Origin of the sequence: Palaeococcus pacificus DY20341 (assembly GCF_000725425.1) — an archaeon.
GTDB classification, from domain to species: domain Archaea; phylum Methanobacteriota_B; class Thermococci; order Thermococcales; family Thermococcaceae; genus Palaeococcus; species Palaeococcus pacificus.
The window spans coordinates 1056082-1070987 of record NZ_CP006019.1; the positions used below are offsets into that span (position 1 = coordinate 1056082).

18 protein-coding genes are annotated in these 14906 nt (G+C 43.0%); 6 read left to right on the forward strand and 12 right to left on the reverse strand.

What is annotated here, in order from left to right:
- Positions 1–37: 37 nt before the first annotated feature.
- On the reverse strand, positions 38–1138 hold the full coding sequence (locus tag PAP_RS05825) for an MFS transporter (RefSeq protein WP_048165119.1): 1101 nt from the start codon (positions 1136–1138) through the stop codon (positions 38–40).
- A gap of 86 nt (positions 1139–1224) precedes the next feature.
- On the opposite strand from PAP_RS05825, the gene PAP_RS05830 reads away from it, so the two are divergent.
- Positions 1225–3000 (forward strand): pentapeptide repeat-containing protein, encoded by a 1776-nt coding sequence (locus tag PAP_RS05830; protein WP_048165120.1) that lies wholly within the window; start codon positions 1225–1227, stop codon positions 2998–3000.
- Positions 3001–3130: 130 nt separating this feature from the next.
- The gene (locus PAP_RS05835; protein ID WP_048165121.1) at positions 3131–4864 is read left to right on the forward strand and encodes an endonuclease/exonuclease/phosphatase family protein; all 1734 of its coding nucleotides are present in this window, start codon (positions 3131–3133) and stop codon (positions 4862–4864) included.
- A gap of 17 nt (positions 4865–4881) precedes the next feature.
- Here the strand turns inward: PAP_RS05835 and PAP_RS05840 are convergent, their stop codons facing one another.
- The 7 genes from PAP_RS05840 to cgi121 form a co-directional block, all read right to left on the reverse strand.
- Positions 4882–5205 (reverse strand): hypothetical protein, encoded by a 324-nt coding sequence (locus tag PAP_RS05840; RefSeq protein ID WP_048165122.1) that lies wholly within the window; start codon positions 5203–5205, stop codon positions 4882–4884.
- Positions 5202–6026 (reverse strand): cysteine synthase family protein, encoded by an 825-nt coding sequence (locus PAP_RS05845; RefSeq protein WP_048165123.1) that lies wholly within the window; start codon positions 6024–6026, stop codon positions 5202–5204. The genes PAP_RS05840 and PAP_RS05845 overlap by 4 nt, the downstream gene beginning before the upstream one ends.
- Before the next feature lie 154 nt (positions 6027–6180).
- Positions 6181–6507 carry a hypothetical protein gene (locus PAP_RS05850; RefSeq protein WP_048165124.1) on the reverse strand — a complete coding sequence of 109 codons (327 nt, stop codon included), beginning with the start codon at positions 6505–6507 and terminating at the stop codon, positions 6181–6183.
- A complete protein-coding gene (locus PAP_RS05855) occupies positions 6497–7699 on the reverse strand; it encodes an MFS transporter (protein ID WP_048165125.1) in 1203 nt (400 codons plus the stop codon). The genes PAP_RS05850 and PAP_RS05855 overlap by 11 nt, the downstream gene beginning before the upstream one ends.
- A 15-nt stretch (positions 7700–7714) precedes the next feature.
- Positions 7715–7978 (reverse strand): TMEM165/GDT1 family protein, encoded by a 264-nt coding sequence (locus PAP_RS05860; RefSeq protein WP_048165126.1) that lies wholly within the window; start codon positions 7976–7978, stop codon positions 7715–7717.
- A gap of 37 nt (positions 7979–8015) precedes the next feature.
- Positions 8016–9191 (reverse strand): aminotransferase class I/II-fold pyridoxal phosphate-dependent enzyme, encoded by a 1176-nt coding sequence (locus PAP_RS05865; protein ID WP_048165127.1) that lies wholly within the window; start codon positions 9189–9191, stop codon positions 8016–8018.
- A 139-nt stretch (positions 9192–9330) separates the two neighbouring features.
- A complete protein-coding gene (gene cgi121 / locus PAP_RS05870) occupies positions 9331–9753 on the reverse strand; it encodes a KEOPS complex subunit Cgi121 (RefSeq protein ID WP_048165128.1) in 423 nt (140 codons plus the stop codon).
- Between the two features lie 205 nt (positions 9754–9958).
- On the opposite strand from cgi121, the gene PAP_RS05875 reads away from it, so the two are divergent.
- From PAP_RS05875 to PAP_RS05890, 4 genes are read left to right on the forward strand one after another with little or no spacing between them, the layout of a single operon-like run.
- Positions 9959–10150 (forward strand): ribbon-helix-helix domain-containing protein, encoded by a 192-nt coding sequence (locus tag PAP_RS05875; protein WP_048165129.1) that lies wholly within the window; start codon positions 9959–9961, stop codon positions 10148–10150.
- A gap of 21 nt (positions 10151–10171) precedes the next feature.
- The gene (gene ftsZ / locus PAP_RS05880) at positions 10172–11392 is read left to right on the forward strand and encodes a cell division protein FtsZ (protein WP_052649090.1); all 1221 of its coding nucleotides are present in this window, start codon (positions 10172–10174) and stop codon (positions 11390–11392) included.
- Between the two features lie 32 nt (positions 11393–11424).
- Positions 11425–12198: a ParA family protein gene (locus PAP_RS05885; RefSeq protein WP_048165130.1), complete on the forward strand. Its 774-nt coding sequence runs from the start codon at positions 11425–11427 to the stop codon at positions 12196–12198.
- Complete coding sequence (locus PAP_RS05890; RefSeq protein ID WP_048165131.1) at positions 12182–12514, forward strand: hypothetical protein; 333 nt, start codon at positions 12182–12184, stop codon at positions 12512–12514. The genes PAP_RS05885 and PAP_RS05890 overlap by 17 nt, the downstream gene beginning before the upstream one ends.
- A gap of 63 nt (positions 12515–12577) precedes the next feature.
- Here the strand turns inward: PAP_RS05890 and PAP_RS05895 are convergent, their stop codons facing one another.
- From PAP_RS05895 to PAP_RS05910, 4 genes are read right to left on the reverse strand one after another with little or no spacing between them, the layout of a single operon-like run.
- Entirely contained in the window at positions 12578–13024 is a 447-nt protein-coding gene (locus PAP_RS05895; protein WP_048165132.1) for an adenylyltransferase/cytidyltransferase family protein, read from the reverse strand.
- Positions 13025–13045: 21 nt separating this feature from the next.
- Positions 13046–13561, reverse strand: coding sequence for an RNA-binding protein (locus tag PAP_RS05900; protein ID WP_048165133.1), 516 nt, complete (start codon positions 13559–13561; stop codon positions 13046–13048).
- Entirely contained in the window at positions 13551–14186 is a 636-nt protein-coding gene (gene pyrF / locus PAP_RS05905; RefSeq protein ID WP_048165134.1) for an orotidine-5'-phosphate decarboxylase, read from the reverse strand. Before pyrF ends, PAP_RS05900 begins: the two co-directional genes overlap by 11 nt.
- Positions 14183–14782: a DUF4443 domain-containing protein gene (locus PAP_RS05910; RefSeq protein WP_048165135.1), complete on the reverse strand. Its 600-nt coding sequence runs from the start codon at positions 14780–14782 to the stop codon at positions 14183–14185. Before PAP_RS05910 ends, pyrF begins: the two co-directional genes overlap by 4 nt.
- Positions 14783–14906: the final 124 nt, after the last annotated feature.

Below are 14906 nucleotides of genomic sequence, written 5' to 3' on the forward strand. Positions count from 1 at the left end.
TGTTCTTTATTTTAAAAATGTCTGGAAGATTGTGATATTAAGCCTCTCTTCTCGATTTAAGCTTTAGGAGAAAAACTCCCAATGCAAAGATTGCAAATGTGCCCACAAAAGCAAAGCCGAGCTTAAAGCCCAAAAATCCAACGATTATCGGCCCTAAAGCTTGCCCGATGTCTTTTATGCTCTCCAGGAAGCCTAATGCCGTTCCTTTGAGCTTTGAGATCTCAGTTGCCAGAGGCTTCGTTGAGGCTTCACTTATTGAAGCGCCGAGAGAAAACAAAACTGCACCAAAAATTACCAGGTACAAGGACTTTGAAAAAGCAAAGATAAACATGGCGAAGCTTACCAATCCCATACCAAAGATTATTGGCTTTATTCTTCCAATTTTGTCGCTTAAATAGCCGGCGTATGGCTTTACAATTGCCATTATTGAAATCTCTATGGTTAAAATCAGTCCGGAGAGCCAGGCTTTGTTTTCAAGGAAGTAGAAGAGGGGCAAAAAGGTCTCAATGCTCTGGTACGCCATGTAAACTGAAGCATCTAAAAGCCCCAGCAGGAGCAAATCAAAGCTGAAGGAGAACTCGAACTTTTTGAGCTCTTTCCCAGTATCTGGAAACGTGAGAGTTAGCGCAAAAACAAGAAAGCCAAAGAAGGAACATAGAAGAAAAACTATCCAAAAGCCAGCAAAGTAAATTAGAGTTCCGGCCAACAGAGGGGCTAAAGCTCTCCCTATAAGTGTGGAGGAGCTTAAAATTCCCATAAAAGCGCCCTTCCTTTCGGGGTAGAGGTCACTTATTAACGCGAGAGAAACGGGGACAAAAATGGCGGTTGCAATTCCATAGTAAGCTCTCACCAAAGCCAAGCTCAGAGCATCATCGGCGAGGAAGTAAAGGAGGGGAGCGCTTAGAAACACAAAACCGCTGATATTGAGGAGCTTCTTTCTCCCATAGATGTCGCTCAAAAGCCCAGAGGCAAAGTTCACAAAAATTCCAGTGATTGTTGATGCTGAAGCTATGAGGCCAATTTCTCCTTTGCCCAACCCCAGACTTTGAGCATAAAGCGGCAAAGTAGGGGATTTGCTCATGGTCGAGGAGAGAATTGCGAAGAAGCCTGCGGCCAGGATGAGGTAGAGCTTTTTCATAAATCAAATTTGGATGTTAGGGTTAAAAATGTTGTCCGCTATATGTAAGGACAAAGCTTTTATTTTTTCAAAACGTAAGTTGTAGTATGTGCAAATTGGAAGAACATTATGGAAATTGTGATGAAGGTACAAGAAACAATGAGTACTGTATTTTTCACAAGCCGAATAAGGATGAGAAAGATGCGAAGGAGTTCTACAGGAAGTTTCTGGAGAGGTTCAAGCCGAGGGTTGAGGAGATTGGGGTTGATGGAGGGAAGAAAAAGAGGTTTGTTTTTGAAGACGACCTAAAGTGCCAGGGTTTTGTGTTTCCGGAGATTCCGAATGGGCCGATAGAGTACACTGATAAAGATGGAAACAAGTGGGAGGGAAAGTTTTCGTTTGAATATGCATTGTTCAAAAAAGATTGCAAGTTTTATAGGGCAAGGCTTTCTGGTATTAATTTTTCTAATGCACAGTTTTTAAACAAAGTATCCTTTTTTGACGCTAGATTTTATTCTGTTATCTTCAAAGATGCAATATTCAAAGGATATGTGGACTTTGGAACATCACAGTTTTATGGGATATCAAACTTCAGAGGGGCAAAGTTTAAAAACGGTGCATCGTTCAGAGGAGCATATTTTAAAAAGGCAGAGTTTCAGGCGGCGGAATTTACAGGCCACACCAAGTTCACGGGAGCAACTTTAGACAATGCCTCTTTTGATTCTGCCACATTTAAGGGTATAGCTGAGTTCTATGGCACCACATTTAGAAATATGGCTACGTTTAGGGATACAACCTTTAACCAGCAGGTATACTTTTCAGAAGACTCAGAAACAAACAAACCAGCAGTTTTTGAGGGTCAGGCAATTTTTGAGCGAGCTAAATTCTTGAGAAAAGCATATTTCGAAAGAACTGAATTTAAGAGCATTGTTGGTTTCCGTAAAGCAAGGTTCAATGCTCTCGCGAATTTTTATAGGGCTACTTTTGAAGGAGAAGTTAATACTTTTTCAGGGATAACTTTTGGTGGAGATGTTCAGTTTAGTGAAGTCACATTCAAGAATTTCGTGAGTTTTCAGGGATCCACTTTTGAGGGAACTGCACAATTTATTGAAACAATATTTGAAGAAGAAAGCAATTTTTTAGATTGCGTATTTAGCAAGTTAGTTACCTTTTATAATGCTGTGTTTAAGGGGAATGTAATTTTCAAGGGTACCACTTTTGAGAGAATTGCACTCTTTACTGGAAAGCCTGACAAAGAGAAGTACAAGTTTTATGCTGATTTGGATTTTTCTAATTGTGACGTATATAAAGGAGTTGAAATTGATATTCCAAGTGAGTGGTTTAAACTATCTAAAGCTGAAGCAGAAGCAAGAAGAATTCAAAAAATAAGTTATGAAAGGCTTGGGTTGTACAGCAAAGCCGATGAGATGTTAGTAAAATACAAAAGAGTTCTTAGGAGGGAAAAATCTAACCTTCACGCGTTTTTGGAGTGGTTATTTTTGGATCTACCTTCTGAGTATTTAACTAACCCAAAAAAGGTAATTTATACCTCTGTTATAATTATCATCGCCTTTTCAATAATGTATTGGATTGGTGGATATTATTCTGAACATTGTTGGTTAACTGGTGGATTGAATATCCAAGGATACGTAATTTCAAATGGCAATATTTGTATAGGAACCCTCCAAAAACCGTCAACAGGTAAACCAATCCAAGACTTATTGAATTCATTATATTATAGCATCGTTACATTTACAACTCTCGGGTATGGCGACATAAATCCTACTGGAATCATGAAAGCTCTCTCATCACTAGAAGCACTATTAGGGGCATTACTAATAGCGACACTTGTATCTATTGGTGTGCAGAAGATTACACGATGATTTCTTGGTCATTGACCTAATAAATGAATGCACTGGCTTTTTTACTGTTTGCCTTTTTCTCCTCGCCGTCCCTTTAAACACGGCAAACTTTAAGTTCTTTCAGTACCAAACTCAATATTTAGGTGGTAGCATGAAGGTTAGCTATAATGATAAACTCCTCCTTGGAATTGGGACAGGCATTCTGCTCGCTTCGACGTTGAGGATCTTCGTGGCCGGAGCGTATTCCAGCTTGGAAAAGACCTTCTTTTATGGGGTAAAGTTCCCCTCGGCACTTGGCATAGTCCTCTTTGTATTTTTCGCTTATCTCGTGGGAAAGACGAGCAGGAAGGCGGGAGCCATTGTCATGGCCACCTATGCAATAGCCTCGCTCTTCACAGACATGACTGAATACTTCCACCTCATAGCGGCCATAGCTTTACCCGTCGCTCTGGCGCTCGTCAAGGAGCTCGACGTTAAATACCTCTCGATCGGCCTCGTGGCCGACTTAAGTTTGAGAGTTTTGGCCGTTGGCGGCGAACCCATAGACTTCCCGCACACAAGGATCATTCTGGCGGTTCTGGTGCTCCTCGGAGCCTTCGCGCTCTGGAAGGAGGAGGGTCAGCTCAAGAGTCCTGGCTTCGGCCTCTACGCCTTCGCGGCTTTAATCGAGCTGGGATTGATATACCCAAACGCCGTCCTCAGGTATTCGGGGATTAGGGTATATTACCTCCCTCAGTTCATCGGCTACTCCTTCGTTATTGCCCTCGCCATCCTAATTGGCCCATACCTCTCTAAGAAACCCAGCATCGCATCTCTTCTGCTGGTTCTTGGTGCAGCGACGCTCTTCATACCCCCAATAAGTTTGCTTGGCCTTCCACTCGCGCTGGCCTCTTCAATAGCGCTCCTTGAGAGTGCTAAGGGGAGCCGCTTTGGTGTGGTGGGTTCGGTTTACCTTGTCCTCACCGCGGTTTTGGCTTTGGGTGCATACGTAGGAAGGGACATAGGTCTAGCTTTCATGGAAGACAGACTTGAGGCGCTGATTTTAGGGGCTTCAATAGTCTACGCTCTCTCGGCGCAGAGGAAGGTCAAAGTTAAGCTTCCAAGCGTCAAAGAGATTGTATATCCCCTTCTTGTTCTCTTGGTGGTCTCAATCGCTGTCATGGCAATCTTCAACGCGGGACCGAGCTATGTGGAGGCTAAAAGGGAGATACTCCTCTGGAGCTACAACGTCCACCAGGGCTTTGGGCCCTACGATGGAGCTTTCAATGGTTATGAACTAACCCACTTGCTAAAGGAGAAGAACCCCGACGTGATAGCCATGCAGGAAGTTGTGGGAGGAATGATAGGAAACGGCTACCAGGACGTCCCTCTGATGGTTTCAGCTTATCTCGGCTACTCCTACGAGTACAAGCCGGCCGTGGAGGGGACGTATGGTGTGGCGCTCTTTTCCCGCTGGCACATGAAGACCGAGGAAGAGCTAAACCTCAAGAGCGTCGGCCAGGCGAGGCCAGCTCAGAAGGTAACTATCAAGGAGCTTGGCTTAACTATTGTCAACGTCCACATGGGCCTCTCACCTGAGGAAAGGGCAATGCAGGCAGAAGAGCTCCTCAAGTTCGCCAAGGCGGAACCAACGACCCAAATAATCGCCGGAGATACCAACGCCGAGCTCGATGAAAAGGCCATCGAGATACTCACGCGCGATTATTACGATGCCTTCACCCAAAGGCCGCCTTACACCTTCAACTGGGGGAACATCGACATCGAGAACATTGACTACATCCTGCTCAAGAAGGGCTGGCTGGCAAATGTGAAGGACTACGGCTGCCTCTGCGACGTCGAGGTCTCCGACCACAGGCCAATATGGGTGGTTATAGAGCTTTCATGAAGCACTAAATGAGATAACTACTCTTCAACAACCTCTCCTTCTTCTTTCCCTTGCCCAAAAAGCCCCACCAAATCGTGGATTATCACAAAGTCAATCAATGCACTTATTCCAGCTCCAAGAGAGCCGGCCATAAGCATTAAAATCGAGAAGAACAGATCAATACCTTTGTAGATGAGCGTAGCCTTAACAGCTCTTCTCTCGCCTCTAATAAGTCCCCACGCAAGGACGAAGTTCAATACGCCGAAAGCCAAGTATGTGTAAGCGCTCACTCCACTCGCTTTGATAAAGTAGTACAGCAAAAAGAAGGCTTGAAGGAAAAGCAAATAGATGCTAAGCTTCACATCTCACCCCTCAAATAAGCCTCAAAGGCCTCAACGTATTTAAACCCATCGTCCGGGAAGATTAGGACATAAGTTCCCTCCCCGAGCTTATCTATGACTTTCTCGAAAGCCTTGACCACTGCTCCCGAGCTTAACCCTATCAACAGCCCGTCCCTGCGTGCAACTTCAATTGCACCCTCGATGGCCTCTCTCTTCGTAACTTCAATGACCTCATCAATCTCTACTTGGAAGAACCACTTTGGTTTTGTCTCTAAGCGCTTTATGCCAGGAATGCTCTCTCCCTCTGCTGGAACAACGCCTATGACTTTCGTATCGTAGCGCTCTTTGAAATACTTTGCCAGCCCTCCGATGTGGCCTGAAGTTCCTATTCCCGCTATTATCGCTGTAGGTCTTTTTCCAATGCTCTTAAGCTGCTCGTCTATTTCTTTGGCTGTGTACTTATAGTGGGCCTCGAAGTTGTCGTCGTTTTCGAATTGGTTTAAATTGACTGCCCCTGCTTTTTTGGCCTCCTCCACAACATAGCTCACCATTGTGGGGTCAATGGTCTCAAAATCAGTCCTAACAACCTCGGCACCCAAAACTCCAAGCAAAACTTCCGTGGTCTTTGGTGTAGGTTTGGGTAAATACGCCCTAAAATCAATCCCCATCACGTTGGAGAGCGCTGCCATGGAAATGCCGACATTTCCTGAGGTAGCCTCAAAAAGCCTGTTGTTCCCGTTGATGTCGCCCCTTCTCTTAGCGTTCATAAGCATGTTAAAAACAGCTCTGTCCTTAATGCTCCTGCTGAACGGGTTAAAGAACTCTAGTTTGGCAAAATACATCCCCCCTTTCAATTGAAAGCCTAACTAGGGGGGTTGGCTTGAATTTCTCGTATAACTCTAAAGTGCTGTTAAACACATTCATTTGCATCACCGATTGGCACTCTGAAAAAGGCTTAATAAATGTTTTGTTCGAGGCAATGTTATACAAAATTGACTAATAAAGTATTTCCCTTCTTGCCTCGTCACTTGTAATTATTACCAACGTAATGGCCGCGAGAAAGGTCAGGCTAGCTGAAGCGGGCTCAAAACTCACGATAACCCAGATAATTCCGAATATAAGGTCTAAAAGCGTTATATAAGTCCCGGCCTGAAGTGAGAGCTCTTTCCCGAAGAATATTCCTAGGGCTATTAAAATGTGTACTAGGCCGATTATTCCAAATCCCACAGATGTTGGAGTATCTCCCAAGCTCAATACACCCATTCCCAAAAAATAGAGACCCATTAAAATAAAAAATGTTAGAAGGATAGGCTTAAGCCTCATCCCCAAGCTCCTCCACGGGCATTTTCATTCTAGACACTGCTATTAAGGTCATTATGCCCAAAATAGGCATGAATGCAAGCTCTGCCAAAGCTAGGGCCTCACTCTGTCTTGCCAAAATTTCCGTGATTGATGGCGCTATGGCATTGGCTGAGTTTGAGATTAGGCCCAAAGCGAAGGACGCTCTTGGGAATATGCTCTTTGGATATGTAGCTGGAGCTGAAGTCCAGAATGCTGGTCCAGTTCCTTGAAGAGCACCTATTAAAATAACTGAGGCTAATGCAAGTGAATAATTGCCATCAAGCATAGCTTTGGAGTAGAGAGCAAGGCCTACAAAGGCTATAGCGTAGGATATTATCATCACCTGCACGATAGCCTTGAATAATCCTTTTGCAGTTGGATTCTTCTTTGAGAGGAGGTAACCAGCATAACCCATGCTTATGCTCCAGAGCGCTTTTGATATGTTAAGGGAAGTGCTGAGTGTAGTTACGTGGTCTTTAGTCCAGCCCATCTGATAACCGAGTGAAGCGGAAAAGCCTATAATTGTGAAGATAACCCATAGGGCCGGGAAGAAGGTAAAGCCGAGTACCCATGTGAACTTCATCTTCCAAACGTTGACGTTTGCAGCTCCACCCTTCTTGTGGACTATCTCAAAATCCTCAACAAAGAGCCACCATAGTAAGAGCACAGCATACATTATCGCAACGGTCACCAAGAACGCTCCCTTCCACCCAAAAGCCTGGACGGCATATTTAGCACTCATTGAGCCAAAAACACCACCCCAAAAGATTCCCGAGAGAACTATACCCTTTGCAAAGGGCCTCTCAGCTACAAAGAAGTTCGCTATTTGGGTGCTGAAGAGCGGCACGAGCGTCACGACGAAACCCTGGATGAACCTTAAAAACACCACCGCATGCCAGCTGGGCATGTATGGGATTAATGCTTGAGGTATTGCAGCCCAGCTCAATGCTATGGCAACACTTCTCTTGAAGCTGCCTTCATAGAGCTTTGTGTGGCCCAGGAGGAATGCCACGAAGAGACCAAAAACATAGGCAATGTGCTGCATGTCGTAAGCTTCAGCGCTTATTCCAAAGTGAGCTATTATATCCGGCTTAGCGACGCTCATCATGCTTAAAGTTCCAAAACCCGCAGTCATGACAAGGGTGTCAAGGAGTACAGACTTCCAGCGCTTCATTATTTCCACCTCACCTTAGATCTTTCCAAAGAACATTAGTATGCCAAATATTATGAACAAGATACCTGCTCCTTTGTGGATTAACTCTATGGGGAGAGCATCGCCAATTTTATCCCCAATGAATGCCCCAATCAAATTCACCAGAGCCAGTCCAAAAATCGCTCCGACAAAAGCTTTAGCCCAGCCGTACTTTGAAGCAAATGCCATAGTGGCTAACTGCGTCTTATCTCCAAGCTCTGCTAGGAATATTGCCACAAAGACATAGATTATCTCTTTCATTGTCTCCCCCACCTGTGAATAAACAAATGAGAAAAAATCAAAGCTCTTCTAAAGCTGTTTTCATTCTCTCAAGGGCTTCAATGAGTTTGTTTTTCTTGGTTGCGTAGGATATTCTTATGTAACCCTCTCCATTCTTTCCAAATGCAGTGCCGGGTATGACAACGACTCCAGCCTTCTCTAACAACCACTCCGCAAACTCTTCGCTCTTCATGCCTGTCTCTTTAATGTTGGCAAAGACGTAGAATGCTCCTTTTGGTTCAAAAGCGCTTATGTAAGGCATCTCCTTGATGTAGTCGAGCACTATTCTGCGCCTCTCTGCATATGTGTCTCTCATCTGCTTAACTGCATCCCAGCTTTCCTTCTCCCTTAAAGCTGCGACTCCCGCTATTTGGATGAATGATGCCACGTTCCCTATAACATAAGCGTGAAGCTTTATCATGTCTCTAATAATTTGCTCTGGGGCAATTGTGAACCCTAAGCGCCAGCCAGTCATTGCGAAGGTCTTAGAAAAGCTGTTTGCTAGAACTGTATTGTCTGGGGCGTACTTGAGCATTGGAGTGTGTTTAGCGTTTTCATAGAGGAAGTGCTCATAGGGCTCATCACTCAGGATGTAAATGTTGTAGTCTTGAGCTATATCTGCTATTGCTTTAGCGGTTTCTTCGTCCAGCGTTGCTCCTGTGGGATTGTTTGGATAGTTTACCACTATCATTCTGGTCCTTTTTGTTATGAGCTCCAAAAGTTCATCTGGATCGGGCTGAAATCCATTCTCCTCTTTAAGGGGCAATCTTATCGATTTTGCTTCTGCAACTTTAGCATCCTCTACGTAACACACGAATGCAGGATCGGGAATAATAACCTCATCTCCATCTTCTAAAAGCGTTTCAAAGGCAAGATATGTAGCTTCATAAGCTCCCACAGTAACTATAACCTTTTCCATTGGAATTTCAATACCATATGTGTTTTTGTAGTATTCAGCAATAGCTTCCCTAAATTCAGGTATTCCCGCATTGGGTGTATAGTGTGTCCATCCTTCGTCTAAGGCCCTTTTTGCAGCCTCTTTAATATTTTGTGGAGTATCAAAATCAGGCTCTCCTATGCCGAGGGAAATCACGTTTTTCATCTTTGAAGCCCTTTCAAAGAGCTCCCTAATTTTTGAGCGCTGTATTAGGTTAATACGCCCTGCTATGAAATATTTACGGCTTTTATAGCGCATAAGCATCACCTCGAGCATTTTAAGGGTGAATGCTTTTTCTTATAAATCTATCGAAGATATTTTTTGACAATTAAATATGTTACGACGGAAAATCTTCATAAAAAAGAGACTATTAAGAAAAAATTTGCTAAACTTTCTCTCACAAAACATCCACGATTGCTGAGAGTTCCATTAAACTTTTAGCCTTATCCTTGCTGCAATCCTCAATAGGCACTGTTTTTAGATTGTTCTTTTGTATAAATTCTCTCAGATGATTGGATGCATTTTCTCCAAATGCAACTATGAAATTTTCTCCCTCCTTAACACCCGCTTTTCTTATAGCCTCATGAATTTGGAGAGTTCCCACCAATCTAATTAAAATCTCTCCCCTCACTGTTTTCGCTTTATTCGTCTTTCTTTCGGCAGATTTTAGTGCTAATATGGTTGCAAATGCCAGCTGTTCCCAGCACGCCACGTTTGCTATTTGCATATTATCTTCAAGTTTGCTGAGTATTTCAGATATATCATTTACTACAACTCTCTCAATGGCAATTTCATTTTTGTTCCATTGAATTACTTTCATCACTATCCCCCTATAGAGACTAAATTTTAACGGTTATAATCCTTTTACTTCCCAATTTTGAGTACTGTTAAAAAATTTTTATAATTTTCATTTAATAATAAAAATTTTTTAAAATTAATATTATCTGGATATTAATATGAACAAAAAAGTATTTAACTAAATAATATACATTTATGTATTAGCAATTGTCTATGGTGATATCAGCATGCCACGAAAGATGAAGATAATCAGTGTCCAACTGCCGCAGAGCCTCATAAATGCCATTGATACCCTTGTGAGGAGGGGTGTTTATCCTAATAGAAGCGAGGCGATAAGAACTGCAATTAGGGATCTGGTCAAAAAAGAGCTCTATCAAACAGAGATCGAAGAAGAGAGACCTGAATATGTTGTAGAGTAATAAATATGGGGGGTAAAGGGGATGGTATTTAAGCTTTTAGAACAGGCTGGACTTAATATATTTGATGATGAAGAGAATGGCAAGAGTAATCCACGAAGTCCTGTTAATATTAAAGTAATTGGAGTTGGAGGGAGTGGAAACAACACCATAACTAGGCTTTATGACATAGGTGTTAACGGTGCCGAGCTCATAGCTATGAATACTGATTCTCAGCAGCTTCAAAGGACGAAAGCTGAAAAGAAGATACTTCTCGGACCGAACATCACATATGGAAAAGGTGCTGGTGGAAGCCCGATGGTGGCTTATAGGGCTGCTGAGGCGAGTGCTCAGGAGATAGCTGATGTTGTTAAGGATGCGGATTTGGTTTTTATAACTGCAGGCATGGGTGGAGGAACTGGAACCGGAGCCGCTCCGGTGGTGGCGAGAGTTACTAAGGAAGTTGCCAAGAACAGTGGAAAGCTTCAAGAACCTCTCGTTGTGGGTGTAGTAACCTTCCCATTCAAAATGGAGGGACAAATTAAGCTTGAGAAGGCGAGAGCTGGTGTTAGAGAATTAATGAAGTACGCTGACACTGTCATCGTTGTCGACAACAACAAGCTTTTGGACTTAGTTCCAAACTTGCCAATTACTCAGGCCTTTAGAGTTGCAGATGAAGTTATAGCAAGAATGGTTAAAGGATTGAGTGAAACCATAAACCAAGATTCAATGGTAAACATTGACTATGCAGACGTCTATACGGTTATGAAGAAAGGAGGAACAGCCCTTATTGGCATTGGAGAGTCTAACTCCAAGAATAGAGCCGTTGATGCAGTTTTGGATGCTCTAAACAACAAAATGCTTGATGTTGAGTACGACGGTGGAAAAGCCGCTTTGGTTCACTTCACGATGGGTCCCGACGTCAAGCTCGATGAGATAAACAAAGCTATGGAAGAGGTCAACAAGAGGCTCGGCTCAAGGAGCGAAATAATTTGGGGAGCAAGAATAGATGATGAGCTTGAGGGCTACGTTAGGGTTATGGTCATAATGACTGGCGTTAGATCTCCTTACATCTATGGAAGTGCCGAGGCTCTTCAAGAAGAGAACAGCATAATCCCAGAGCCAACTCCCAACTTGGAGTACTCTTCAAGAGATGCATATATAGACAGGGATATTGAATTCAACAGGGACTTCTACAGCGAGGATCAAAGGCCTCTGTATCCGAGGAGGCGTCAGTTTAGATTAGATAACATACCAGAGCTTTGAGCTATTTTTTATTAATTTTCGTGGTGAACAAAATGGCAGTGGTAGTTAGCATAGCTAATCAGAAAGGGGGAGTTGGTAAGACCACGCTCACATTAAACCTTGGGCATGCTTTAGCGAATAGAGGAAAAAGAGTTCTCTTGATCGATGTGGATCCGCAGTTCAACTTAACCTTTGGCTTAGTTAGCTTGGATGTCCTCAAATATGAAAACAGCAACGTGGGGACTCTTTTAACCAAGGAGAGTGAAGTTACAGAGACCATAATTGAGGTCAAGGAGAATCTCCACTTGATACCCTCTCATCTAAACCTATCCCAAAAGGAGATTGAAATCATAAACTCCTACAACCGAGAACGGAGGCTGGAAAAAGCGCTAAAACCAATATTGCCCGATTATGACTATGTGCTGATTGACAATCCTCCAAGTATGGGAATATTTTTGGTAAATTCCCTAACGACTTCTGATTACGTTTTAATCCCTCTAGAGCTGAGCTATTTTGGAGTTATTGGAATGCAGCTCATGTTCAACTTAATGAGGATGATAAAAGAGGAAACGAATGAACAGCTCTCCCTTTTAGGAATAGTTCCAAACAAGTTTACGAGGCAGACTAAAGTTCCAAAGACGCGCTTAAAGGAGCTTAAAGAGACTTATCCAAATGCTCCGCTTTTGACGACAATTCCTCAATCAGTGGCATTAGAGAAGGCGCAGTCTCAAGGATTAAGCATATTTGAGTTTGATGGAGATGGGAGGGCTGCAAAAGCATTTTTAAAATTAGCCAATGAGGTGATTAATCTTGTCGAGAGAAGGTAAAATCCCAAAGCTTTTTTCTGGTTCAATTGATGAGTTAACTCAACCAGCTAAAATCGAGAAGGATCAAAAGAGAAAAGACCTAAAGAAAGTCAAGAAGCAGAAGACTCTATTTGTGAGTCAGGATATGAACCTCAAACTGATAGAGCTCTATGCCCATGAAGGAAGGAGGCAGAGCATTATCGTTGAAGACGCAGTAAACCTCTACTATTACTTGAAGAAGGCACTTGGGGAGAGGAAGTTTGGCGAACTGATGAGCGTCGTCCAAAGAGAGGACGAGGAGATGCTGAGGCAGTATTTGGAAAAGCTCACGCTTTAAATATCATCTGCTGGAATAAGAGCACTAAAATAAGCCGATAAAATCATATGTGCTAAAATAGATCTACTCGCAGAAGTACTCTACAATCCTTTTTATTATTTTGCTGGTCTTCGCAACATCGCTTTTATATGAGAAGGGTATCCTAACGATTTCAGCATTAATGCCGCGCTTTTTGAGCTCTTCTTTAAGCCTAAGAACGTCAAACTCTTGATCCGGCCCAAGGGCTATTACATCTGGGGCTAGCTTTTTTACGAGCTCAAAGCTAAAGTAGCCCGGCTCTCCTATAACAACATCATCCACTACCCTTAAAGCCCTCAAAAGCTCAGCCCTATCATGCATTGAGTTTATTGGCATCCTTCCTTTCCTGCGCTTCACAGTCTCGTCATGTGCCACTATAACAATCAGCTCATCACCAAGCTTTTTAGCTTGGGTTAAAAAGTGGATGTGGCCAACGTGGAGGATGTCGAAGACACCTCCCACTACAACGCGGATTTTTTTGTTCTCCCCCATTGGAACCACCAAAATTTAAGGTCAAACGGTAAGCTCCCAAATCTTGTCTTTAGCATGGTGGATATTTTTAACGGCCTTCCCTTTTTTCTTCTCTACCATCTCTTTTCCGTCCATTAGAGCAATCCCAATTGCTAGGGGCCTTCCAAAATCCTCTTCCACAACGAAAACAAAGTCTCCTTCTTTTATCTCCTCATCGGCATCGGTTATTCCGGGCGCCATAACATCAGCACCGCCCAAAACGAATGGAACTGCTCCGGCATCAACTACTACCCGTCTCTTCCAAGTCCTTAAATCCTCCTCATTGGAGAGCTCATAGAGCGCTGCCACTAGAGGGAATATTAACCCCTCCCTCTTTATGAACCGAGCCTTTCCGTTTACCAGCACTATTTGAGTTTTCTTATCAATCTCCGCAATTTCAACATTGTCCTTCTTTTTTATAAGCCTTTGAGCGACATCTTCTCCAAAAATTTCTCCCATCTCTCTTATTATATTTTTGACATCTTTTTTGCTCAGGAACCGCCTGCTTTTAAGCTCCATTCTCTATCTCCTCCCAGATCTTTTTTGCACTCTCTCTAGGGTTTTTGCTCTTATATATGGCTCTCCCGACGATTATATAGTCTGCACCCGCTTTTAAAGTTTCCACCGCACTTCCACCTTGTGCCCCAACTCCTGGGGTGAGGATTTTTATATCTTTATCTACCTTTTCTCGTATGTATCTAACTCTCTCGGGCCTTGTTGCCGGAGCGATAATGCCAAAAGGCTTAATCTCGTTAGCTAGCTCTATGAGCTTATCCACTGTGGGCTGTATGAACTCCTTTGCTCCCGGGTGGCTCATCTCAACCACAATGATTACTTCTCCTTCCTCTTGAATTGCCTTAATACTGTCTCTGCCCACAAAGCCATGGGCAATTAGGTAGTCGGCACCGGCTTCAAAGGTTTTCTTGGCTATGAGTCTGTTTGTATTTGGTATGTCTGCCACCTTAAAATCGGCTATGATTGGGAGTCCAGTTCTCTCTTTAAGCTCACTTATGATTGATATGCCGCTTCCTAAAATCAAAGGCCAATTAACCTTTATCGCCCAAAGGTAGTCCCTAACTTCTTCGGCTATTCTTAGAGCGTCTTCCCTCTCATACACGTCCAGCGCTAAAATTAAGCGGCTCATTCAACCACCTCTAGGATATCCCTCGGCAATTCTCCTTTCTTTAGGAAAAGTGCGACGTGGATGGCACTCTTCAGTGCGTGGGCTTTTTGAGGTGCCCATGTGATAACTATTAAGTCTCCTTCTTTTAGCTCTAAATTCTCTAAATCTTGCGCTATTTCCGGGAGGGTGTCCTTTAGAGGCCTACCATCTTCTGGAAATATTATCTGCCCTTTCTCATAAACCAAAATCATGGCTCCTTTTGCGAAGAACCTTATTGCCTCGTCTCTAAGATCAATGCTTTTGAATTCCGGCGGGTTGTGGATGAGTAAAGCATACGCAGGCATCCCTTCAATTTTTTCAATTTCTTTTGGCTCAGAGAACAGGGAGTTAATCTCTTTAAGCTTTTTTAGACCTTTTTCACTTAGGTAATGTCCTTTTTGTTTTGATTCGATTAATTCGAGATGGGATAATTTCTTCAAAAGTGTCCTAACACTCCCCTCGCCTAGATTAAGCTCTTCAGAAATTTGTTTTCTTCCTTTTGCATCTTTTAGTAGAAAAACCGCCGCCACAACATCTTCAAGGCCAAACTCTGGATAAGCTCCCCTTTTCCAGCTCATATTTTCACCTCTCGAACTAAATATCCTTTAGTGATAAATAAAACTTGTGATGAACATGTCGCTTGTTCTTCAAATGCTTGATGAAAAGATGAGCTAGAATATCATCATAAACCTTCTTCATGCT

Excerpts from the sequence above, each read along its gene's own strand:
- PAP_RS05825 (WP_048165119.1), bottom strand. The coding sequence starts at position 1,138 with ATGAAAAAGCTCTACCTCATCCTGGCCGCAGGCTTCTTCGCAATTCTC.
- PAP_RS05830 (WP_048165120.1), top strand. The coding sequence starts at position 1,225 with ATGTGCAAATTGGAAGAACATTATGGAAATTGTGATGAAGGTACAAGA.
- PAP_RS05835 (WP_048165121.1), top strand. The coding sequence starts at position 3,131 with ATGAAGGTTAGCTATAATGATAAACTCCTCCTTGGAATTGGGACAGGC.
- PAP_RS05845 (WP_048165123.1), bottom strand. The coding sequence starts at position 6,026 with ATGTATTTTGCCAAACTAGAGTTCTTTAACCCGTTCAGCAGGAGCATT.
- PAP_RS05850 (WP_048165124.1), bottom strand. The coding sequence starts at position 6,507 with ATGAGGCTTAAGCCTATCCTTCTAACATTTTTTATTTTAATGGGTCTC.
- PAP_RS05855 (WP_048165125.1), bottom strand. The coding sequence starts at position 7,699 with ATGAAGCGCTGGAAGTCTGTACTCCTTGACACCCTTGTCATGACTGCG.
- PAP_RS05860 (WP_048165126.1), bottom strand. The coding sequence starts at position 7,978 with ATGAAAGAGATAATCTATGTCTTTGTGGCAATATTCCTAGCAGAGCTT.
- PAP_RS05865 (WP_048165127.1), bottom strand. The coding sequence starts at position 9,191 with ATGCGCTATAAAAGCCGTAAATATTTCATAGCAGGGCGTATTAACCTA.
- cgi121 (WP_048165128.1), bottom strand. The coding sequence starts at position 9,753 with ATGAAAGTAATTCAATGGAACAAAAATGAAATTGCCATTGAGAGAGTT.
- PAP_RS05875 (WP_048165129.1), top strand. The coding sequence starts at position 9,959 with ATGCCACGAAAGATGAAGATAATCAGTGTCCAACTGCCGCAGAGCCTC.
- ftsZ (WP_052649090.1), top strand. The coding sequence starts at position 10,172 with ATGGTATTTAAGCTTTTAGAACAGGCTGGACTTAATATATTTGATGAT.
- PAP_RS05885 (WP_048165130.1), top strand. The coding sequence starts at position 11,425 with ATGGCAGTGGTAGTTAGCATAGCTAATCAGAAAGGGGGAGTTGGTAAG.
- PAP_RS05895 (WP_048165132.1), bottom strand. The coding sequence starts at position 13,024 with ATGGGGGAGAACAAAAAAATCCGCGTTGTAGTGGGAGGTGTCTTCGAC.
- PAP_RS05900 (WP_048165133.1), bottom strand. The coding sequence starts at position 13,561 with ATGGAGCTTAAAAGCAGGCGGTTCCTGAGCAAAAAAGATGTCAAAAAT.
- pyrF (WP_048165134.1), bottom strand. The coding sequence starts at position 14,186 with ATGAGCCGCTTAATTTTAGCGCTGGACGTGTATGAGAGGGAAGACGCT.
- PAP_RS05910 (WP_048165135.1), bottom strand. The coding sequence starts at position 14,782 with ATGAGCTGGAAAAGGGGAGCTTATCCAGAGTTTGGCCTTGAAGATGTT.